Raw genomic sequence first — 22,322 nt, 5'->3', positions numbered from 1 at the left:
AAGCCATGCGCGATACCATCGCCGGGGCACTGACAACCGCCGTCAAGGCACAGGACAAGCGCCGCGTTTCCACGCTGCGCCTGATCATGGCCGCTATTCAGGATCGGGATATTCTCAATCGCGGATCGGGCAAGGACCCGGTCACGAGCGATGAAATCAGCGCGATTCTTGCCAAGATGATCAAGCAGCGCGAGGAATCTGCGAAGCTTTACGAGGAAGGCAACCGGCTTGAACTTGCCGAGCAGGAGCGCAGCGAGATCGAGATTATTCGCGGTTTTCTGCCCAAACAGCTGGGTGAGGAAGACATCCGTCAGGCCTGCTCGCAAGTCATCGATGAAATCGGTGCAGGCGGCTTGCGTGATATGGGCAAGTGCATGAATGCGCTGAAGGAAAAATATGCCGGCCAGATGGATTTCACCAAGGCCAGCGGCATTGTGAAGGAAATCCTTCAGTAGCGTCTCGGACATGATTGAAATGTGGAGGCTCGGATCGGTAACGATTCGAGCCTTCGTGTATATGGCCATGTGCCGAAAATCCGGATTGCCGGGCCAGGTTGTTGCGGGTGCAGTTCACCTCGGGCGGCACAGTTTCACCAGTCCAGCGATGTGTCGTTGGTAGTGGCTTAATTTCTTTCCGATTTCACGGGATAGCTGAGCGGACAACGCTCGCGGACTTCGCTTTCCGGTTTTTACAAGATCGGCACCGCGCGGACCAATAAACCCGAAACCCCTCCATTTAAAGAATACCATTTCTGTCGTGATTAAAACGCGAAGGTTAGGCTCCCAACTTCACTCTTGATGCTGGAAGCACCTATGACCAGACGGAAAGACCAATTGAGTTTGGGCGCCTTTCTATATCCGACAGGCCACCATATCGCTGCCTGGCGGCACCCGCAGGCGCAAGCCGATGCCGGGTCGAATTTCGCGCACTATGCGGCGCTGGCGCGGATCGTCGAAGCGGCCAAGTTCGACCTGATCTTCATGGCGGATGGTGTCGGTACACGCGGCAGGGACACGGAAGCGCTGAGCCGCACCGCAGTCCGGTATGTCGCGCAGTTCGAGCCGCTCACACTCCTCTCCGCACTCGCCGCCCTGACCGAGCGGGTCGGCTTCGTTGCCACGGCTTCCACCACCTACAATGAGCCCTACCACATTGCCCGAAAATTTGCCTCGCTCGATCATATCAGCGGCGGGCGTGCGGGCTGGAATCTTGTGACATCGGCGAGTGAAGATGAAGCGCAGAATTTCAACCGGGATCACCATGTTGCCCATGCCGAGCGCTACGAGCGCGCCGAGGAATTCGCTGATGTCGTGCGGGGTTTATGGGACACCTGGGAACAGGATGCGTTTCTGCGTGATAAGGAAAGCGGCATCTTCTACGACCCGGACAAGCAGCATTTGCTCAATCATCGCGGCAAGCACTTCAAGGTTCGCGGCCCGCTCAATGTCTCGCGGGCGCCGCAGGGGCATCCCGTTGTCGTGCAGGCGGGATCGTCGGAGCCGGGCAGGGATCTCGCCGCCCGCACGGCTGAAGTCATATTTACGGCGCACCAGACGATCGAGGACGCGCGTGCGTTCTATAGTGACGTCAAAGGCAGGCTTGCCCGTTTTGGCCGTTCGGTTGACGATCTGAAGATCATGCCCGGTATTTTCCCTGTCATCGGCAAGACGGAGTCGGAGGCGCGGGAGAAATTCGAACAGATACAGGAACTCATTCATCCGGCTGTGGGTTTGTCACTGCTCAGTGGCATGGCTGGCGATGTCGATCTGTCGGCATATCCACTGGATGGTCCGATCCCGGACGTCACGGAAACCAATGGCAGCAAGAGCAGGCAGAAACTGCTGCTTGAGCTGGCGCGCCGTGAAAACCTGACAATCCGCCAGCTGTATCTGCGCGTGGCGGGGGCACGCGGTCATTGGCAAATTGTCGGAACACCCGAACAGATTGTCGACCAGATGGAAGAGTGGTTCATCACCGGTGCAGCGGATGGGTTCAACGTCATGCCGCCGCATCTGCCGGTTGGCCTTACGGATTTCGTCGAACATATCGTACCGGAGCTGCGCCGCCGCGGCCTGTTCCGCACGGAATATGCCGGCCGCACATTGCGCAGCCATCTCGGTCTGCGCGAGCCGCAGCATCCGTCGCGCACCGCAGTTGCAGCTGAATGAAACATCCTACCGGGAAAGAGGTGGCATCATGACCCCTGTTCATCTGAGAATCCGCAATGTCAGCCGGCGTTTCAATGTCAACGGCACCACGCTGACGGCGCTTGACGATGTCAGTCTTGATATCAAGGCAGGCGAGTTCGTGACCATCGTTGGGGCGAGCGGCTGTGGCAAGTCGACCCTGCTTCGCCTCGGCGCCGGTCTCGATGTCGAGCATGATGGTATCATTGAGCATGACGGCAAAAGCGTTGACGGCCCCAGCCTCGACCGGGGTATCGTCTTTCAGGAGCCAAGACTTTTCCCGTGGCTGACTGTTGAGCGCAACGTTGCTCTCGGACTGGAGAATGCGGCGTTTTCCAAAGCGGAAAAGCGCCAGCTGGTGAGCGAGCAGATCGCTCTCGTTGGCTTGTCGGGCTTTGAAAAGGCCTATCCGCATCAGCTTTCCGGCGGTATGGCGCAGCGTGCGGGTATCGCGCGCGGTCTGGTCAATCGGCCGGATGTGCTGTTCCTGGATGAGCCTTTCGGGGCGCTTGATGCCATTACCAAGGCAAGGCTGCAGGGCGAGCTGCAGGACATATGGGCAACCGAGAAAATCACCATGGTGCTGGTGACGCATGACGTCGACGAGGCAGTCTATCTGGGCGACCGGGTGGTCGTCATGTCGCCGCGGCCGGGCCGGATCAAGCAGATCGTGCCGGTGGGATTACCCCATCCGCGCGAGCGCACGTCTGCCGAACTCGCGGCTATCCGCAATGAGGTGCTCGATATTCTCAACAGCACCAACGGCGAGACACCAAAGCTCGCAACCCGGCCCGTCGCAGCAAAACGCCCTGTCGCAACCGCCAATCACATTCATGCCGCACATCGCGCAAAACTAGCGCAGCCGGCCTTTTCGACAACGGAGATATGAGATGACATTCTCGACGATTACCCGGCGGGCGGCTCTCGCCCTCTTTACTGTTTCCCTTCTGGCAGCGCCTGCGCTTGCTGCCGAACCATTGACCATCCATGTCGGCTATGCGGCCATCGGCGTCGACAACCGGCCCTATGCCGAGGGTACGTCGGCGGCGACGGCGCGGGCCGGCGAGTATCTTGAAAAGGAGTTCGCCAACGATCCCGACGTGAAGATCGAATGGTTCTTCTTCAAGGGCGCCGGTCCCGCCGTCAATGAAGGGTTCAGTAATGACCAGCTCGACTTCGCCTATCAGGGCGATCTGCCGGCACTGATCGGCCGGGCCAATGGATTGAAGACCAAGTATCTTCTGGCAAGCGGCGCGCGCAAGCCGCTTTATCTCGCCGTGGCCAAGGATGCAGACATCAAGTCTGTTGCGGATCTGAAAGGCAAGAAGGTCGCCTATCAGCGCGGCACCAACGGCCATCTCTCGGCGATCAAGATTCTGGAGGCCAACGGCCTGACCGAGAAGGATATTCAGGTCATCAATCTGGACAGCGCCGGTACTGTCGCCGCACTGACCAGTCAGGACATTGACGCCGCCTTCGGTGATACGCAGCTGATCAATCTCGCGGCCAAAGGCAATGCAAAGATCATCTATACGACCAAGGGGCAGGACCCGCGCTATGGCCGCAATGCCGGCATCATTGCCCGCGAGGATTTCATCGAAAAACACCCTGAGATCACACAGCGCGTTGTCGATGCGTTTGTCAAAGCAGCGCAATGGTCATCTGACGAGCCGAACCGTGCCGCACTTTTCGAGCTGTGGCATAAATCGGGCACACCGATCCCCATTCTCGAAGACTATTTCAGCAATGACACACTGGCATATCGCAACTCGCCGCTGATCGATAATCTCCTAGTCTCACAGTATGAGGAGCAGGGCGTCAAGGCGAAGGAGTTCGGATTGATCCGCCGCGAGGTGAGCACCGACGGATGGTTCGAACCGAAATATCTGAAGGCTTCGCTTGAAAAACTCGGACTGCAGAACTTCTGGCAAGCCTATGGTGCCGATGGCAAGCCGGCCGGTTCCTGACAGGGCGTACTGTTGGGTGGCAGACCATAGCATGAGCAGCTTTACAGACACGGTCATTGGCGCAGCTGGTGCCAAGGGCATCGATAACACTGCGGGATGGAAACGTCTGAGGAACCGGCGCGTTGTGCGGCGTGCCGTCATTGGTCTCATCCTGCCGGTGATGCTGGTGTTCACCTGGTGGTTGGCGTCAAGCCGCGGCTGGCTGCCCGAACAGATCCTGCCATCCCCCGCCTATGTCTATGCCACCGCGGTGGAAATGATCGCCTCCGGCGAGATTTTCTACCATGCGGGGATGAGCCTGCGGCGGGTGGTCTACGGATTTATGTTCGGGGCGATTGCCGGATTGTCGCTGGGTGTAGCGATGGGTCTGTCGCGGACAGTCGATGACTACGTACGGCCGATCTTTCTGGCCTTTGCGCAGATTCCGACACTGGGCTGGATCCCGCTGCTGATGCTGATTTTCGGCATCGGCGAGACGCTGAAGATCATTGTTATCGCCAAGGGTGCGCTTGTGCCGATGACAATGAATACTGCGGCCGGCATCCGCTCTGTTCCCGCAAATTATGTCGAAGTCGGCCGTGCCTTGCGGTTCAGCCGCCTGCAGACATTGCGGCTGATCGTTCTGCCGGGTGCCGCTCCCTCGATCTTTACCGGCGTGCGATATGGCCTGACGCATTCCTGGACCGCGCTGGTCGGGGTGGAACTGCTCGCATCGTCGGAAGGGCTTGGCTACCTGCTCGTCTGGGGACGCCAGATGTTCTGGCTCGATGTGGTTATCGTCGCGATGATCGTTATCGGCATTGTCGGCTTTCTCATGGACAAGGGACTTGATGTCGCCGAGACCTATTTCCAGCGCTGGAAGAGAAGCGAGGGTGAGGCATGACCGTTTTGTCCGCCTTGCAAACGCCGAGAGCCGTAAAGATCAGGCGAGGATTGACCTTGCCCGTGCTGCTGCTGATCTTCTGGGAAGTGTCGAGCCGCACCGGCTTGGTGGATGCCCGTTTTCTTCCCTCTCTGGAAGATGTTTTCCTGACCGCAAAACGGGAACTCGTCGATAACAATCTGTTTGGTGAACTGACGGCCAGCCTGTTGCGTAACATCGCCGGGTTTGTCATTGGCTCGGCGATCGGCATTGTGTTTGCGACCCTTTTGGCATTGTCACGGGCGGCCGATGCTCTCGTCACCCCGACTTTCAACGGATTCAAGCAGATATCCCTGCTGGCATGGATACCACTGATTTCCATCTGGTTCGGGTTTGGCGAACAGGCCAAGATTGTCTTTGTCGCTATTGCCGCCTTCATCCCGGTTGTCCTGAATACCTATGAAGGAATGCGCAATGTTCCGCGTGATCTGATCGAGGTCGGCCACGCGCTGAAATTCACGAACGTGCAGCGCGTCACCCGCATCTTCTTGCCTGCAGCCATGCCATCCATCGCTACCGGTGTTCATCTTGGCCTGATATACTCCTGGCTGGCGACCGTTGGCGCCGAGTATTTTCTTGCTGTTGGGCCCGGTGTGGGTGGATTGATCATTGCTGGCCGCGAACGGTTTGATATGGCTCTTGTCATGGTTGGCGTGATCATCCTTGGGCTGGTCGGCTTTCTCTTGAACCGGCTTGCCGCTGCCGGTGAGGCCTACCTTCTGCGTTGGCGCGTCACTGCGCACTGAATTTTTGCTTACAACAGGATAATCCCATGTCTCAACAGGCCATCCATCCCACCAAACTTGAGGCCAATCCCAGGGATACCGAGCTTGGTTTACTGCTTCAGCGCCGATACGGCACCGAGCAGTCTTTGCCTGCGGGTGCTTCGTGGACGGATACGATCGATACGATCCTGTCGCACCGCAGCGTGCGTTCCTATCTACCGGTCCCGGTCGAGATATCAACGCTGGAGCTCGCGATAGCGGCCGCACAATCAGCGCCAAGCTCTTCAAATCTTCAAGCCTGGAGTGTTGTTGCGATTACGGATGAGCACCGCAAAGCCCGGATCAATGTGATTGCCGGTAATCAGAGACAGATCGAACAGGCGCCGTTGCTGCTCGTCTGGCTGGCAGATCTGTCGCGGCTGCGTGGAATCGCTCACAATCAACAATCCACATCACAAGGTCTGGACTATCTGGAGAGTTTTCTTCTGGGTGTCATTGATGCAGCCCTTGCGGCGCAGAATGCTGTCGTTGCGCTGGAGTCACTGGGGCTCGGAACGTGCTACATCGGCGCCATACGCAATGATCCAGCCTTTGTGGCCAGAGAACTGGGGTTGCCAGCCGAGGTGTTTCCGGTTTTCGGACTTACGGTGGGTTATCCGGACCCGAGCGACGTGACTGATGTCAAACCACGCCTGCCGCAAGCCGCCGTTCTGCATTTTGAACAGTATGGCACTGATGAAAAAGGATCGGATTTCAGCGGCTACAACGATGTATTGCGCGGTTTTCAAAAGACACAACGCATGCCGGGAATTGACTGGACCGAACAAATGAGCAGACGCATTGCCACAAAAGAAGCCTTGAAGAACCGGGATAAACTTAAGGAAGTCGTCAAATCTCTCGGTTTCAAACTGAAATGAGATTGAGAGGCGTCGCCTCGATCCCATGTCCTGACCGTCAAAAAAATTGGATCCTGGGCACCGTTTCAGCAGGGAGCTGAAACGGTTGCTTCACAATGTGTAACCGGCTTCGGACGCGCGCTCCAGTACACCATTCCGGCAATCGTCAAGGCGGCAACCCCGGCGGCAACAGAAACACAAAACCCGAAACGTGCACCATAAGCATCGATAACGAGTCCGGATACCGATGAGCCCAGCGCCATCCCGATGCCTATACCCGTCATTGCCCATGTGATGCCTTCGGTAAGTTTCGATGGTGGGACGAGGCGTTCGATCAGGCCCATGGAGATGATGATCGTCGGGGACACCGCTGCGCCTGCGAGGAACAGCAACACCGCGAGAACCGGAATACTGGTCGCGAAAAGCAAAGGCAGTGTTGTGAGCATTGCCAGAGTGATGGCGAGCAGAAATTGTGTTGCCAGAGACCGCTTGAATTTAAGGGCGCCAAAGACAAGGCCGATAATCAGCGACCCGGCGGCATAGCTGGCCAGGACGATGCTTGCCGCAGCCTTTTGCCCCTGTTCCTCGGCAAACGCGATAGCCGTCACTTCAGCGGTTCCGAAGATGGCGCCGATCGCGATCAGTGTCAGCACGATCCATTGCAGAGGGCGCAAGCGGATGACCGATGCTCCCTTGCTTCTATCCTGAGCATGGACTGGTGGCTCCGTTGATCTTTGGGCGATGAACAGGAGCGTTCCAACGGCGAGGAATAGCGTTGCGGCCAACGGCCCGGCTTCCGGGAAGAGGGCGACGCTCAAACCAATAGAGAGGATCGGTCCCAGCATATAGATGATTTCGTCGACCACGGATTCCAGCGCAAAGGCGGTGTGGAGTTTCGGCGTATCGCGATAGATCTCGGTCCAGCGTGCCCGGACCATGGCCGAGATGCTTGGCATGAAGCCCGCCAGTACGGCGAAGAGAAAGAGCATCCAGTTAGGGGCGCCGTAGCGCGCCGATACGATGAGTGCCATCAGAGCAAGAATTGTGATGATCGTTACCGGCGGAAGAACGCGCCGCTGGCCATACCGGTCGATGAACCGTGAGATTTGCGGTGCAATCAACGCGTTGGAAAGGGCAAATGCAGCTGATACCGCACCGGCCAGCCAATAAGCGCCATGGGTCTGGGAAAGCATCGTAACAATGCCGAGGGTTATCATGGCAACGGGCAGGCGCGCGATCAATCCGGATGCGGAGAAAGCAAAACTTCCCGGGGCTTTGAAAATATCCTGATAGGGATTGGTCATAATGAACATTCCTTTGCGACAGATTCGCATTCACATACGTGACGTATGTTTATGAAATAGTTGCATACGCAGCGTATGTCAATTAATATACGCTGTGTATGTGAAAGGAATCCGTATCGTGCATAAATCCCGTGCCGAAATGATCGTGGAAACACGGGCAAAACTGGTTGCCGCGGCCAGAGAGGCCTTCGGGGCGGTAGGTTATGCCGACGCGTCCATGGACGATTTTACATCCGCCGTGGGCCTGACGCGCGGTGCGCTGTACCACCATTTTGGCGATAAAAAGGGGCTGCTTGAAGCGGTTATTGCTGAGATCGATGCGGAGATGGATGCGCGTCTGATCGAAGTCACCAGCAAATCGGCAAGCCGCTGGCAGGGATTTGTCGACGAATGCACCGCCTATCTGGAGATGGCACTGGAGCCGGAAATCCAGCGTATCGTGCTGCGCGATGGCCCATCCGTTCTTGGCGACCCCGCAACGTGGCCGAACCAGAGCAAATGCATCCGTTCAATGTCGGCCAGTCTCGAAGGACTGGGCGCGGCTGGAACCATCAAGCCGGGTGATCCCGAGGCGCTGGCGCGCCTGTTGAACGGCGCCTTGCTGCATGCTGCCTCCTGGATTGCCAACTCATCCGAACCGGAAGCGACGTCACGCCGGGCGGTGGATGGTATTAAGGAATTATTGAATGGTCTGCTGAAGTAGGCGAGCCGTAGTTGCTGCAATTGCATGGTCCGTGGTTCTACGGACCTTGCACTTTCCCCGTTGCCACGCCCGCTTTTGCGTCTGGCCATTGAAAGAGAGAATGACGGGCGGTCCTTGGAACGCGGGTCTTGGGTAGTTCGGTATGCGATGCTTGCGATCCAAGGACCACCCGCCCCGGCGATTTTACGTTTCCGCCTGTTCTGCCTCTTCATTTGGCTGCTGGGCCGAATGAATAGAACAACTTCAGCGAAACCTCCCCAGTCTCACAGGTTCTCCCCGCGAGGCCGAAGCGCCGATCCTTTCCCGACTTTCGAAAGTTTCCGGAAGCATTCCCGCCGGAAAGGACACGATGAGAATACGCGAGGATGAGAAGTGTTGGATAAGTTGGTGTGATTTTTTCTGATCAAAGCCAAATTAGAGGGCTGGTTCACCCCCCTCTGTCCTGTCGGACATCTCCCCCGCAAGGGGGGAGATCAGCCTTCATTGATATTTCGGGCAATTTGCAATGTTGAAAATAGCGCGAAATCTTTGATGTCAATGTGATCTCCCCCCTTGCGGGGGAGATGCCCGACAGGGCAGAGGGGGGTGAATATCCATTCAACATTTGCAAACCCACAACCACGCCATTCCTTCAGGGAGAGCTGCTCTATCAGCGACCGTTCAGCTGTTCAGTGCGCGCAAACGTGTTGTGTTGAGCAGACCCTGTTCTTCCAGAACCGGATAGGCCATGGCGGCAAGCAGAGAGTTGATCTGCTTGAGGTCGCGGATCGTATCGAGATGGATCGAACTGGTTTCGAGGCTGCGCAGTGTTCCCTCGCGCAGGCGGCTGAAGTGCCGCTGGCTGCTCTGCTTTTCCAGATCGCGCAGAAGATCCTTTTCCAGAACCAGCTGGTGTGCCATTTCGCTGTCGCGCGAGACCAGCACATTGAACGCCATGCGTGCATTGGTCAGAACCTTGGCGTGGAAGTTGCTGAGTTCGAGCCAGCCCTCATCGGTAAATTTGAGTTTGCGGTCCATTTTCTTCTGCACAAGGGCCAGCATGTTGCGCACGATGATATCGCCGACCTGTTCGAGCTTGACACAGGCGCCAAGCAGTTCCTGGGCGCGGCCAACTTCCTGCGGCGACAGCGAACGTGTGGTCAGCTTGGCAAGGTAAAGCTTGATCTCCGCGTGCTTGCGGTCAACCTTGTCATCAAGGCCCGACAGTTCATCGATGCGTGGCTGCTCGGGATTTTCGTAGAGGCCGATGATCCGCTGCAGCATGATTTCCACTGTCTCGCAGACGCGCACGGTCTCGCGCGTTGCATTGGCAAGGGCAAGACTTGGCACATCAAGGACGCTTTCATCCAGTGCACTGAGTTCCGCCTGTCCAAGCGGCGGAGCCTGCGTAGCAGGGGCGTTAAGCGCGACGATGGCTTTGGTGGCTTTCAGGACAAGACCTGACAGCGGCACACCGGCAAGCAGAATGATGATGTTGAAGAGGATGTGGGCGTGGATGATCTGGTCGCTCGGAGCCGAACCGAGGAAAGTCACCGAGGGCTTGAAGGTCAGGTACGCGACAAGGATGACCAGTGAACCGGCACCGCGCATCAAAAGATTGCCCATCGGCACGATACGGGCCTGTGGCGCGGCGTTGCGGGTGAGCAGCGGCGCGATGAAGGACGAACCGAGATTGACGCCGAACACCATGACCACGCCAAGTTCCGGCTCGATCAGACCGCGCGAAGCAAACGTGACGAGCAGGAGAATGGCGGCGATACTGGAATGGAACAGCCATGTCATCAAGGCTGCCAGCATGAATGCGGTGATCGGGTCGGTGTTAAGATAGCTGACAATGACAGGCAGGAGGTCGCTGTTGCGCAGCGGCTCCGTCGCCTGGCCGGTCATTTCAAGTGAAAGCACGAGAAGGCCGATACCGACAAGGATACGGCCGATCTGGCGCCAGTCGCCGCGCTCCGTTGACATGAAAATGACGGTACCCGCCAGAAGGCAGACAGGCACAAGCAGCGTCAGATCGAAACTGAGGATCAGGACAACGAGCGCCGAACCAACCTCGGCGCCGCGTACCGCCATCAGGCCGGAAATGCCGCTGACAATGCCGGAACCGACAAAGGAGCCAACGAGAAGGCTGACCGCTGTCGAACTCTGCAGAGCGATGGAAAGCATCGTACCCCAGAGGACAGCAAGAACGGGATTATGCAGGACACCACGCAGGCTTTGACGCATGCGCTCGCCATAGGCGCGCTCGACGCCCGTACGAACCATGCGTGTCGCCCACAACAGGAGGGCCACCGCACCTGCAAGATGCAATAAAACTGTCGAACCGTTCACTTGAGCCAATCCTAACAAGGTGGAAAAATGCGGTAAACAACCAGACGAATTCTAGTCGCTAATTATTAAGATAACATATCAGTCCAAAAGGGGAAAAAATATGTTCCGGCTAAGAAAAATTCTGTCGTTTTTGGCAAAGTGTAACAGTTTTATGACAGTTTTTTGCTGGATTGATGATTATGAGCCGGCTTTCTATAAAATGGCCTGATACATCGATAAGTTGACCTGATGATGAAGGGCCGGACCCGGAATCAGAAAGACAGGATGAACAGGGGATGATTGTCTTGCAGACCTTTCACCACCCCACGATATGATGCAATATGGAACAGGTTCTGCAGACAACTGCCGAAACCGTCAAAAACAGTGAGATTCAGGTCTCAAGACCCGAATCGTCAAATTGAGTGATCGAAGAGCAGCATGCGATTTCCACCATCCTTTCTCGATGAGATCAGGGAACGCGTACCGATTTCCAGTGTGATCGGCACGCGGGTGTCGTTCGACCGGAAAAAAACCAATGCGCCGAAGGGTGATTTCTGGGCCTGCTGTCCGTTCCATGGTGAAAAGTCCCCGAGTTTCCATTGCGAGGACCGCAAGGGCCGTTATCACTGCTTCGGCTGCGGGGTAACCGGCGACCATTTCAAGTTCCTCACGGAGCTTGAAGGCTTGAGTTTCCCCGAAGCGGTGCAGCGGGTGGCTGACATGGCCGGTATTCCCATGCCGGCACGCGATGCGGAAATGGAAATTCGAGAGGCCAAGCGCGCGACACTGTACGACGTCATGGATATGGCGACAAAATTCTTCGAGGAGCAGCTGCAGTCGGCGGCGGGCGCCAAGGCGCGGGCTTATCTGCGTGATCGCGGCCTGTCGGCAACGACGCAGCACGCCTACCGGCTGGGTTATTCACCGGAGAGCCGCAATGCGCTGAAGGAGCATCTGGCGCTGAAGGGCGCAACACGCGAGCAGATCGAAGCGTGCGGCCTTGTGGTCTATGGCGACGACAAGCCCGTTTCCTATGACCGGTTCCGCGATCGCATCATGTTTCCGATCGAGGATCTGCGCGGACGGGTCATTGCTTTCGGAGGCCGGGCACTGACGCCCAATGCTCCGGCCAAATACCTTAATTCCAACGAGACTGAGCTTTTTCACAAGGGCAAGGTCCTGTTCAATGCCTTGCGTGCCCGGCGGGCCGCGCAGCCGCAGGCCGGTCAGGCAGCCAAGGCTGTTATCGCGGTTGAAGGCTACATGGACGTGATTGCGCTGGCGCAGGCGGGTTTTGGTCAGGCGGTTGCGCCTCTCGGCACGGCGCTGACGGAAGACCAGCTTGATCTTCTCTGGCGCATGTCGCCGGAACCGATCCTGTGTTTCGACGGCGATCAGGCCGGTATCAAGGCAGCCTACCGTGCCATTGATCTTGCCATGCCTGCGCTGAAGCCCGGGCGGTCGTTGCGCTTTGCCGTGCTGCCGGAAGGCAAGGACCCGGATGATCTGGTCAAGGCATCGGGCCCGCAGGCTTTCCAGGCGGTGCTCGACGATGCCCGTCCGCTGGCAGACATGCTGTGGACACGCGAGACGAGCGGCGGGATTTTCGATACACCGGAGCGGCGCGCCGAACTGGAATCCCGGCTCAAGCAGATGACGGCTCTGATTGCCGACGAGAATGTGCGCCGGCATTATGCGCAGGACGTGCGCGACCGCATCCAGCAATTCTTCGGGTCAAACCAACGCGGCAATAACAACCGGCGTGACGGCGACCAGCGTGGCAATGGCCAGAATGGCTACGGCGGCCAGAACAGCTATGGCCAGCGGGGCAGGGGTGCGGCCTCGGGACGACTCGCCGTTTCCGACAGTCTGGCCCGCTCGGTTCTGGTCAAAACCACCTCGGCCGCTCCGCCTTTGCGCGAAACTGCCATATTGATGACGCTGTTCAACCACCCCCGGCTGATCGAAGAGGATTTCGAAACGGTGGTACGGCTCGAATTCAGTCATCCGGATCTGAAGCGGTTTCATTCCGCCATGCTCAATGCCCTGGCGGAGCATCATGTGGTGGACGGCGTTGAAATGCGCAAAGCCATGACCGAGGCCGGACATGGCACTCTGATCGAGGCGCTTGAGGCTTTGGCCCGGCGCGCGCGCATGTGGACCGCGACAGCCGAAGCGGCCGAAGAGGACGCGCTGGAAGCATTGCGGCAGGCCGTTCACTTGCATCAGCGCGCAAGCACACTACATAAAGAGCTGAAAGTAGCTGAAACCGCGTTGGCCACGGAAACGACCGACGAAAACCTCAACCGGCTGCTCGATATTCAGAACGACATCCGCAACGCGCAGGCGACGGAAGCACTGATCGAGGGCTTTGGAATCCCTTCCGGACGGTCCGGAAAGGGTTTTTGACGGAATTGATTCGCTTTTTTACCGCGAATCAGTTGAGTCGGGGTTGACGTGGGTCAATAATGACGGAATCAGATTGCGCAGAATTGAAAATATTGAGTTGTTGTTTGTAGGTTTGGCTGAAAAACCGGCAAATACGGCAAATATACAATGTGCTCGCCATCGGAATAACAAGGTTAATCCGGCATTAACGGGATTTCGGCTAGTCGATCATTTATTACCTTGACGCTGTAGGGGAACCGGTGCGCCACCGCACTCGTTAGTTCCCATGCATGAACAAAGCGAAACGTCGCTTGGAGACATAGAATATGGCAACGAAAGCAAAGGAAAACGAGGAAGTAGAAGTCGAGCGCGAAGGCGCGCCGGACGGACCGCTTCTCGACCTTTCCGATGACGCTGTCAAGAAGATGATCAAGCTCGCCAAAAAGCGCGGCTATGTGACGATGGACGAGCTCAATGCCGTTCTTCCGTCGGAAGAGGTCACTTCTGAACAGATCGAAGACACGATGGCCATGCTCAGTGACATGGGCATCAACGTTGTCGAGGATGACGAGCAGGACGCGGACGCCGAAGAAGCTGACAACAGCAGCGACGACGAAAGCGATGCCCGCGAGCTTGCCGACGCAACCGGCACAGCCGTTGCGCCGACCACGACCAAGAAAGAACCGACCGACCGTACCGATGATCCCGTTCGCATGTATCTGCGCGAGATGGGCACTGTCGAGCTTCTGTCGCGCGAAGGCGAAATTGCCATCGCCAAGCGGATCGAGGCTGGGCGCGAGACGATGATTTCCGGGCTGTGCGAAAGTCCGCTGACCTTCCAGGCCATCATCATCTGGCGCGATGCCTTGAACGACTCGCAGATTCTTCTGCGTGAGATCATCGATCTGGAAACCACCTACGCCGGCCCCGAAGCCAAGCAGGCTCCGGTTATCGAACGCGTCGAGGAAGAAAAGCCGGCTGCCGGCAATGACCGTTCGCGCAGCCGCCGCGATGACGACGACATCACCAATGTCGGCGGCGATACGCCCGTTGAAGACGATGATGACGAGGATGATGAAGCCAACCTGTCGCTCGCCGCGATGGAAGCTGAACTGCGTCCGCAGGTCATGGAAACGCTCGACGTTATCGCTGACACCTACAAGAAGCTGCGCAAGCTGCAGGACCAGCAGGTGGAAAACCGCCTTGCTGCCTCAGGTTCCCTGTCGCCAAGCCAGGAACGCCGCTACAAGGAACTGAAGGATCAGCTGATCAAGGCAGTGAAGTCGCTGTCGCTGAACCAGAACCGCATCGAAGCGCTGGTTGCCCAGCTCTATGACATCAACAAGCGTCTGGTCCAGAACGAAGGCCGTCTCCTGCGTCTTGCCGAATCCTATGGTGTGCGCCGCGAGGACTTCCTCAAGGAATATCAGGGCAACGAGCTTGACCCGAACTGGCTGAAGGCTGTTTCCAACCTCACCACCCGCGGCTGGAAAGAGTTCACCAAGAACGAAAAAGACACGATCAAGAACCTGCGCACGGAAATCCAGAACATGGCGCAGGAAACTGCGATCTCGATTTCGGAATTCCGCCGCATCGTCAATCAGGTGCAGAAGGGCGAGCGCGAAGCAGCGCTGGCCAAGAAGGAAATGGTCGAGGCAAACCTGCGTCTCGTGATTTCCATCGCCAAGAAGTACACGAACCGCGGCCTGCAGTTCCTCGATCTCATTCAGGAAGGCAATATCGGCCTGATGAAGGCGGTCGACAAGTTCGAGTATCGCCGTGGTTACAAGTTCTCGACCTATGCGACCTGGTGGATTCGTCAGGCGATCACCCGTTCGATCGCCGATCAGGCGCGCACCATCCGTATTCCGGTGCACATGATCGAAACGATCAACAAGATCGTCCGGACATCGCGCCAGATGCTGCATGAAATCGGCCGTGAACCGACCCCGGAAGAACTGGCTGAAAAGCTGGCCATGCCGCTTGAAAAAGTGCGCAAGGTGCTGAAGATCGCCAAGGAACCGATTTCGCTGGAAACACCGGTGGGTGATGAAGAAGATTCACATCTCGGCGATTTCATCGAGGACAAGAATGCGCTCCTGCCGATCGATGCGGCCATTCAGGCCAATCTGCGCGACACGACCACACGCGTTCTTGCTTCGCTGACGCCGCGTGAAGAACGCGTTCTGCGCATGCGTTTCGGCATCGGCATGAACACCGACCACACGCTTGAAGAAGTCGGCCAGCAGTTCTCGGTGACACGCGAGCGTATCCGTCAGATCGAAGCCAAGGCACTGCGCAAGCTCAAGCACCCGAGCCGCTCGCGCAAGCTGCGCAGCTTCCTCGATAGCTAAGCCGCGGATAAAGTTGGTAGAAATGAAAACGGGATGGGTGAAAACCCATCCCGTTTTGCTTTGCTGGGTAGGTGGCACAATCAGCCAACAGTTGCATCGAACCACGCGCTATGTCGATGCAAATATTTGAAACTCTGGCAAAAAGCGGCGCAGGTGGCACCACCTTTACCCTCCTCCTTGTGGGGAGAGTCGGACCAAAGGGGTAGGAGCAGTGCCTGTTACAAAGGAGGGCGTGCACTCACTGCGCATCACGCGCTGCGCCATCCATCGCCTGCACCATCGCACGTATCTTGGTGGCCTTTTCAAAATGATCGAGCCTGTGGGTTCGTATCCACCATTCCGCTGCTTCCATCAGGAGTTCCGGATCGTCATTCTTGTTGGCAAAGAACGCGTAAAATGACAATCCGACATCAGAGCCCTTTGCGGCGATCTTCCGATCGCAGACCGTCAGTATCTTTTGCTTGAGGCTGGCTCTCATTGGAAATCCCGTGGTTTCATGCGGGGAAACAGAAAAAGCCCGGGAAATCCGGGCTTTTATTTTATCTCATTCAGATCGACGGCTCGTCCGATTTTTTCTCGCCTTTGTCCTTGGCCATGATCTTGTCGATATAGGCAAGGAAGAGGGCGGAGAAGACGAAGGCGAGGTGAATCACCGTGAACCACGTCAGTTGTTCCGTCGAATATTTCGTCAGGTTCAGGAACACCTGAAGAAGGTGGATTGACGAGATGGCGACGATTGTCGAGGCCACCTTGATCTTGAGCGAACCGGCATCGATCGTGCCAAGCCAGTGCACATCATCGGCCTGATCAAAGCGACTGACGAAGTTTTCGTAACCGGAGATGATGACCATGACCACCAGGCTGGCGACCAGAGCCGCATCGATGAGACCAAGCATCTTGAGGATCGTTTCGGTTTCGTCGAGGCTGGTGACCTTGCTGACGAAATCGAACAGCTTTCCGGCAAACGAAAAGGCGTAGATGGCAAGCGCAATGGCAAGGCCGAGGTAGAAAACAACCAGCAGCCAGCGTGAGGCCAGGATGATGCTTTCGATGAAGACTTCAATACGTTTCATAAATAACAGGGTCCGATTGGTTTCATACATCAGATAGCGATGCAGACAGTGAACTCAAGGAAAAACAGGCCGCAACCACAAAAAAACCCGGGCCGAAGCCCGGGTCTTGGATCAAGAAATCCCGACGATGCCTACTTGCTGGCCATTGGCTGTACCAGCGCCGTGATACGCCGGATGGCGACGCGGCGGTTCTGCTGCTCGGGACCATCAACCTTGATCTTGAGGTAGCGCTCGCCATAGCCCTGTGTGGCCATGTTTTCCGGCGGGATACCGAACACATTGGTCAGTGCTTGCGCGACCGATTCCGCCCGCTTGTCCGAGAGAACAAGGTTGGCCTGGTCGGACCCGACGGCGTCCGTGTGGCCTTCAATCAGGAAGGTTTCGGCTGGGTTCTTCTGCAGAATCTGCGCCATTGCCTTGGCGACGCTGTCAAGGTGGGGGATTTGGTCGTCGGAGATATCCGCCGAGCCAAACTTGAAGGTGATCGTATCAAGATCAATACGGCGCACCTTGTCACGAATACGAGCCGAGCGCTTGACTTCATCCACGGAGTAGATGCGTTCGACGCGTTCCACCGGAGGCCGGGCGAAGAAGTCATAAACTTCTTCTTCAGGTGCCTGATCCGCATCAAGAATGTAGTCGCTGACCGGGATATCCAGAACCAGTGGTGGCAAATCCAGACCCGGATCGCGCCACTGATAGCGTTCCTCGCGATCATAATCCGGCGTGTAACTCAGGAGAACCTCACGCCCGTCGGGCATGACACGCGACCGCTGGATCACATCGCCATAACGGTTACGGATCGTCACGACCTGCACGCCATTGTCACGCACGATGGTTTCGCGCGTGCGGTTGCGCGGCAGGTCTTCATAGTAGACATCCTGCGCATCGCGGGACATGCGCGGACGGTCGGAACTTTCAACAAAGACGTTGTTGTTCACTTCGACAATCGTGCGGTTGTCGATCTGCTTGATGACCTGCACGTCGGCCGGGCGCTCTGCCTGTGGTGCCTGTTTGACGCGTGTGCCTTCTTCGGTGCGGATTGGCTCGACCTTGACGGGTACGAGTGTTCTCTGCACTTCGGCGTCATTCTTTGGCGGAGGCGCTGGAGGGGTGGCCGGCGTCTGTACGGCGGGCTGCTGGGCAACCGGCTGCTGAGCCGCAGGCTTCCCGACGACCTGACCGCCCGTACCCTTGACGGGCGGTGCCGGTTTCTGACTGTCGAGCACCGGCGCGGCATTTTCCGGCAAGGGCGGATTGTCCTTGGGACCAGGCTTTCCAGCTTCAACGGGGACGGCGGGTTTTTCACCGGTCGGCTGGCCAGCAGCGGGCTCTGTCCCCGGCTTTTGGCTTTCAATGGGCTGGGCAGGCTTTTCACCCGTGGCAGGTTCGGTAACCGGTGCTGGTTTGCCGCCCGCAGGTTTTCCGGCTGCCGGTTGTTCGCCTGCTGGCTGCCCGGTGACGGGCTTTTGTCCCTCGACCGGCTTGGCCGGCTTTTCGCCAGTAGCAGGCTCGGCGGCGGATGCCGGTTTTTCACCCGCGGGCTTCTGTCCTTCGACAGGCTTGGCAGGCTTCTCCCCCGTCGCAGGTTCGGTAGCCGGCGCGGGCTTTTCAGCTGCAGGTTGCTCTACGGCGGGCTTTTGGCCCTTGGATTGTTGCGGCTTCTCAATCGCGGGCTGCTCGGCGGCTGCTGGAGCTTCCTTCACCGCTTTTTTCGCATCTTCAGCGGTCTTTTCCGTCTGCTGGTCAGCAGCCTTCTGGGCGCTTTCAGCTTTCTTGCGCGCTTCCGCTTCGGTTGCCTTCTGAGCTTCTGCCGCCTTGTTGGCTTCAGCCTCAGTGGTTTTCTTGGCCTGTTCGGCTTCCTGGGCGGCAGCCTTTTCCGCAGTCTTGGCAGCCTGTGCCTCTGCGGCAGCCTTCTGCTTGGCCTCGGCTTCTATGGCTTTCTGTTGTTCGGCAGCCTTGTTGGCTTCGGCCTCAGTGGCTTTCTTGGCCTGCTCGGCTTCCTGGGCTGCGGCCTTTTCGGCCTTGGCAGCCTGTGCCTCTTCAGCGGCCTTCTGCTTGGCCTCGGCTTCTATGGCTTTCTGCTGTTCAGCAGCCTTCTGAGCTTCTTCCTGAGCGGCGTGCTTGGCTTCCTGGGCACGTTCGGCCGCCTTAGCCTCTGCGGCGCGGGCTTCTTCTTCTGCACGTTTTTTTGCCTGCTCTTCGGCCTGTTGCTGGGCGCGAGCAGCAGGTTCTGCTTCCTGTTGCGGCTGGTTCTGTGCTTCTTCAACGGGAGCGGGAGCCTGATCCTTGACCTCTTCCGCTGCCGGTTCAATCTCCGCCTGTGTCAGCAATAGCGGCGCATCGTTCGTGTTGGAGGAAATAAAAGGGCGAGGGAGTGGCGATTGCTCTGCCATCGCCGAGGGCGAGGAGAACAGAATTGCTGTCGAAGCAAAAAAGAGTGCTGTACGTTTCATTGTCATCCCTGTCTTGCGTTTCGTCGAAACACATCAAATGTCTGTGACCGCAGGTTGGGCCAACTTTGTGGCAGCCGATTGACCTTGGCGGTCTTCGTACCGGATTCGCTGTGGGCGCACTTATCAAAATGCGATCCTGCCCGAGTCCGATTACAGCGAGACTGCACGGGCAAGCCTGTATCCCGTGTGAAGGAGCCGTTCATTTTGGGTTCATGCAAAACTCTGGACGCGGCGCTTCGGGAGATGTATTCCAGCGCATGCCCAAAGAACCATTCTGGAAAACCAAGACGCTTGACGAGCTGAATCGCCCGGAATGGGAAAGTCTGTGCGATGGCTGCGGACGATGTTGTCTGCACAAACTGGAAGATGAAGACACGGATGAAATCTACTTCACCACCGTGGCCTGTACGCTGCTTGATGCCGGGACATGCCAGTGTTCCGATTATGTGCACCGGAAGAAGAAAGTCCCCGATTGTGTTTTTCTGACCCCGGAGATTGTACGCGATGTGAGCTGGCTGCCCGATACCTGCGGCTATCGTCTGATCGATGAGGGAAAAGATTTGTACTGGTGGCATCCACTTGTGTCCGGGAGCATGGAAACCGTGCACGAGGCGGGGATTTCGGTGCGTGGCAAAGTGACCGCCTATGACCATGACCTGAAAACAGCCGAAGACTATTTCGACCATATGATGATGGAAGAATCGGCTCCTTCAGAAAATTAATTCTACTGAATGGGAGATGAACGGTACGTTGAAGCTTTGTTCAGGTGGATTGTGGAACAAACGATCACCTTCCGGATTTTCAGATCTGGAGAAACAACAAACAAAGGAGAAACGCCCATGTCCCGCATTTCAATCAAGATGCTCGCCGTGACCGCTGCTCTTGGCCTTGGCTCCATAATTGGAGTGAATGCCGCCTCGGCAGCGCCAGTCACCGCGTCATCTCACGTGGTTGAGGTCGTTGGTCCATCCTCCAACGTTATCAAAGTGGATCATCGCCGTGGTCACCGCTACCATGGCGGCTATCGTCCCGTTCGTGCCTGCAGTGTCAATCTTGCACTGAACAAGGCGAGCCGCATGGGCGTTCGTAATCCGCGCGCCATCGTCAACCGCAATGTGGTCCGCGTCACCGGCTGGCGCTACGGTCACCGCACGGCTGTCGTCTTTGCCCGTGCACCTGGTTGCCCGGTTATCCGCTGATTTCATCCGTACACGTAATGTTCGGGAAGGGCGAAAGTTGTACCTTTCGCCCTATTCCGCCCATAATCAGCTGCGAGGCAGCTGCGTCACTTCATCCTGGGGAGATATTCCATGACACCAAAATTTCTAGCCGTGGCTTTTGCCGCAACCGCAATGATGGCCGTTCCTTTCGCCGCCATGGCGGACGAAACACCACGCCCGCACATTACGGTTACCGGGGAAGGCGAAGCCACTGCCGCACCTGACATGGCCATCATTTCGCTCGTCGTGCTGCAGGAAAAGCCAACCGCACGGGAAGCTTTGACCGCCAACAACGAGACGATGGCAAAGGTTCTCGATGCCATGAAGAAGGCCGGAATTGCAGAACGCGATCTGCAGACGTCGGGTTTCAGCATCGATCCACGCTATGTCTATCCGGAAAACAAGCAGGGCCAGCAGCCTGAAGCGCCGAAGATTGTCGGCTACGCGGTCTCCAATTCTCTTTCGGTGCGTGTGCGTGATCTGAAAAAGGTTGGTGAGATTCTTGATCAGTCCGTGACACTCGGCGTCAATCAGGGCGGTAACCTGACATTCACCAACGACAAGCCGGAGACAATTGTCGAGGAAGCACGCAAGAAGGCCGTGGCCAATGCCATTGCCAAGGCGAAGACCCTGACAGCCGCTGCCGGCGTTGAAATGGGCAAGGTCATCGAAATCAACGAGCAGTCTTTCCAGCCTCGTCCCTACGGCGGAGCACCCCGTGCCAAGATGATGGCGGCCGAAGCTTCTGATTCGGTGCCGGTTGCTGCGGGCGAGAACAGCTACAATGTGACGGTCAACGTCACGTTCGAGCTGAAGAACTAAATCTGGCGGCCAGTCGAGTAAAAAGGGTGCTTTAGGGCACCCTTTTTGTTGGTGCATGCAACCAGATCATCAATCGTTGGCGGCGCGCATCCAATAGGAAATATCTTTCCAGTCGGCGAAGACGGCGCTTGCACCTTTGTCCAAAAGGACCTGTGCATGGGATGTGTAGGTGTGGCCGCCGCCGGTATAGCCGATGGCTGTCATGCCCGCGGCAACCGCACCTTCCACGCCGTACGGCGAATCCTCGATCACCACACAGGCTGACGGCTCGTAAGCCATTTCCCTGGCTGCATGCAGAAACAGGTCCGGGGCGGGTTTGCCGCGCTTTACCATGGATGAGCTGTAGATCGCATCGCCAAAGAAACGGGCAAGCTTTGTGGTTTCCAGGCTGAAATGAATGCGTTCAAGCGACGATGAAGAGGCAACGCAGCGGGGTGTTTCAAGCGCTGCGAGCAGCGTTGCAATGCCCGGTGTCGGTTGCAGGAACTGGCTGAAGACATGCTTTGTTTCCGGCCAGAGTTCGGCCTCACCGGCGTCGGACAGCTGGAACCCGGTCAAATCAGCGATTCGTTTGATGATGTCAGCCTGTTTCATGCCGACGCATTGGGCAACAGTCCCCTCCGGTAGATCCATCCCCTGTCTGGCATAGACATTGTGATAGGCGCGCTCTGCCAGTGGTTCGCTGTCCACCAGTACACCGTCACAATCAAAAATTATCAGATCAAACCTGTTTTGCGGCATTTCCATCTCTCTTCAAGGCCTGCGTTCCGTACATCGACGCAGTTGTTATGGGATCATCGTTATCATCCTTATAATGCACATAGGTGTTGACTAAAATACAAATGTTCAATATTCGATTGGCAGGATAAGAATGGTTTCCGACATCGCATCGGAAGCCTTTTGAGGAGCGTTTTTGGTATGGCGAGCAATGTAGCACTGACGGGATTGGCGCGGGACATGCAGGCGCGTGCGGATGCGGGTCGTCCGATCCGCATC

19 protein-coding genes are annotated in these 22,322 nt (G+C 57.1%); 13 read left to right on the top strand and 6 right to left on the bottom strand.

All coding sequences use genetic code 11. The features are described 5' to 3' along the window. Positions 1-5 precede the first annotated feature (5 nt). From FHW16_RS20410 to FHW16_RS20380, 7 genes are all read left to right on the top strand, one after another. On the top strand, positions 6-455 hold the full coding sequence (locus tag FHW16_RS20410; RefSeq protein ID WP_182551138.1) for a GatB/YqeY domain-containing protein: 450 nt from the start codon (positions 6-8) through the stop codon (positions 453-455). A 357-nt stretch (positions 456-812) separates the two neighbouring features. Beyond that, a complete protein-coding gene (locus FHW16_RS20405) occupies positions 813-2,168 on the top strand; it encodes an LLM class flavin-dependent oxidoreductase (protein ID WP_182551137.1) in 1,356 nt (451 codons plus the stop codon). Between the two features lie 28 nt (positions 2,169-2,196). Next, positions 2,197-3,075 (top strand): ABC transporter ATP-binding protein, encoded by an 879-nt coding sequence (locus FHW16_RS20400; RefSeq protein ID WP_182551136.1) that lies wholly within the window; start codon positions 2,197-2,199, stop codon positions 3,073-3,075. Position 3,076: 1 nt separating this feature from the next. Next, positions 3,077-4,153, top strand: a complete 1,077-nt coding sequence (locus FHW16_RS20395; protein WP_182551135.1) for an ABC transporter substrate-binding protein — start codon at positions 3,077-3,079, stop codon at positions 4,151-4,153. Positions 4,154-4,184: 31 nt separating this feature from the next. Continuing rightward, a complete protein-coding gene (locus FHW16_RS20390) occupies positions 4,185-5,036 on the top strand; it encodes an ABC transporter permease (RefSeq protein ID WP_182551134.1) in 852 nt (283 codons plus the stop codon). After that, a complete protein-coding gene (locus FHW16_RS20385; RefSeq protein ID WP_182551133.1) occupies positions 5,033-5,821 on the top strand; it encodes an ABC transporter permease in 789 nt (262 codons plus the stop codon). Before FHW16_RS20390 ends, FHW16_RS20385 begins: the two co-directional genes overlap by 4 nt. Positions 5,822-5,847: 26 nt before the next feature. Then, positions 5,848-6,717 carry an NADPH-dependent oxidoreductase gene (locus tag FHW16_RS20380; protein ID WP_182551132.1) on the top strand — a complete coding sequence of 290 codons (870 nt, stop codon included), beginning with the start codon at positions 5,848-5,850 and terminating at the stop codon, positions 6,715-6,717. 65 nt (positions 6,718-6,782) lie between these two features. Here the strand turns inward: FHW16_RS20380 and FHW16_RS20375 are convergent, their stop codons facing one another. Continuing rightward, on the bottom strand, positions 6,783-8,000 hold the full coding sequence (locus FHW16_RS20375) for an MFS transporter (protein ID WP_182551131.1): 1,218 nt from the start codon (positions 7,998-8,000) through the stop codon (positions 6,783-6,785). A 118-nt stretch (positions 8,001-8,118) separates the two neighbouring features. Here FHW16_RS20375 and FHW16_RS20370 point away from each other — a divergent pair, with 118 nt between their 5' ends. Further along, on the top strand, positions 8,119-8,703 hold the full coding sequence (locus FHW16_RS20370) for a TetR family transcriptional regulator (RefSeq protein WP_182551130.1): 585 nt from the start codon (positions 8,119-8,121) through the stop codon (positions 8,701-8,703). A gap of 660 nt (positions 8,704-9,363) precedes the next feature. On the opposite strand, the gene FHW16_RS20365 is transcribed toward FHW16_RS20370, so the two are convergent. Further along, on the bottom strand, positions 9,364-11,034 hold the full coding sequence (locus FHW16_RS20365; protein WP_182551129.1) for a Na/Pi symporter: 1,671 nt from the start codon (positions 11,032-11,034) through the stop codon (positions 9,364-9,366). Between the two features lie 417 nt (positions 11,035-11,451). Here FHW16_RS20365 and dnaG point away from each other — a divergent pair, with 417 nt between their 5' ends. After that, positions 11,452-13,422, top strand: a complete 1,971-nt coding sequence (gene dnaG, locus FHW16_RS20360; protein WP_182551128.1) for a DNA primase — start codon at positions 11,452-11,454, stop codon at positions 13,420-13,422. Positions 13,423-13,727: 305 nt separating this feature from the next. Then, entirely contained in the window at positions 13,728-15,755 is a 2,028-nt protein-coding gene (gene rpoD / locus FHW16_RS20355; RefSeq protein ID WP_182551127.1) for an RNA polymerase sigma factor RpoD, read from the top strand. Positions 15,756-15,993: 238 nt separating this feature from the next. Here rpoD and FHW16_RS20350 read toward each other — a convergent pair whose 3' ends face one another. The 3 genes from FHW16_RS20350 to FHW16_RS20340 all read right to left on the bottom strand — a co-directional run bounded on the left by FHW16_RS20350 (position 15,994) and on the right by FHW16_RS20340 (position 19,284). Then, on the bottom strand, positions 15,994-16,233 hold the full coding sequence (locus FHW16_RS20350) for a DUF6500 family protein (protein WP_182551126.1): 240 nt from the start codon (positions 16,231-16,233) through the stop codon (positions 15,994-15,996). Between the two features lie 70 nt (positions 16,234-16,303). Then, positions 16,304-16,828 carry a TIGR00645 family protein gene (locus tag FHW16_RS20345; RefSeq protein ID WP_182551125.1) on the bottom strand — a complete coding sequence of 175 codons (525 nt, stop codon included), beginning with the start codon at positions 16,826-16,828 and terminating at the stop codon, positions 16,304-16,306. 131 nt (positions 16,829-16,959) lie between these two features. Further along, positions 16,960-19,284, bottom strand: coding sequence for an OmpA family protein (locus tag FHW16_RS20340; RefSeq protein ID WP_246711874.1), 2,325 nt, complete (start codon positions 19,282-19,284; stop codon positions 16,960-16,962). 257 nt (positions 19,285-19,541) lie between these two features. Here FHW16_RS20340 and FHW16_RS20335 point away from each other — a divergent pair, with 257 nt between their 5' ends. The 3 genes from FHW16_RS20335 (at position 19,542) to FHW16_RS20325 (ending at position 21,326) form a co-directional block, all read left to right on the top strand. Next, positions 19,542-20,006 (top strand): YcgN family cysteine cluster protein, encoded by a 465-nt coding sequence (locus FHW16_RS20335; RefSeq protein ID WP_182551124.1) that lies wholly within the window; start codon positions 19,542-19,544, stop codon positions 20,004-20,006. Between the two features lie 117 nt (positions 20,007-20,123). Then, the gene (locus tag FHW16_RS20330) at positions 20,124-20,483 is read left to right on the top strand and encodes an antifreeze protein (RefSeq protein ID WP_182551123.1); all 360 of its coding nucleotides are present in this window, start codon (positions 20,124-20,126) and stop codon (positions 20,481-20,483) included. 111 nt (positions 20,484-20,594) lie between these two features. Next, positions 20,595-21,326: an SIMPL domain-containing protein gene (locus tag FHW16_RS20325; protein WP_182551122.1), complete on the top strand. Its 732-nt coding sequence runs from the start codon at positions 20,595-20,597 to the stop codon at positions 21,324-21,326. Positions 21,327-21,395: 69 nt separating this feature from the next. On the opposite strand, the gene FHW16_RS20320 is transcribed toward FHW16_RS20325, so the two are convergent. Then, a complete protein-coding gene (locus tag FHW16_RS20320; RefSeq protein ID WP_182551121.1) occupies positions 21,396-22,067 on the bottom strand; it encodes an HAD family hydrolase in 672 nt (223 codons plus the stop codon). Between the last annotated feature and the right edge of the window lie 255 nt (positions 22,068-22,322).

The organism is Phyllobacterium myrsinacearum (assembly GCF_014138285.1).
Taxonomy (GTDB): domain Bacteria; phylum Pseudomonadota; class Alphaproteobacteria; order Rhizobiales; family Rhizobiaceae; genus Phyllobacterium; species Phyllobacterium myrsinacearum_A.
The sequence above is the reverse complement of the archived record's forward strand: the minus strand, read 5'-3'. Positions and strand labels throughout refer to the sequence as shown.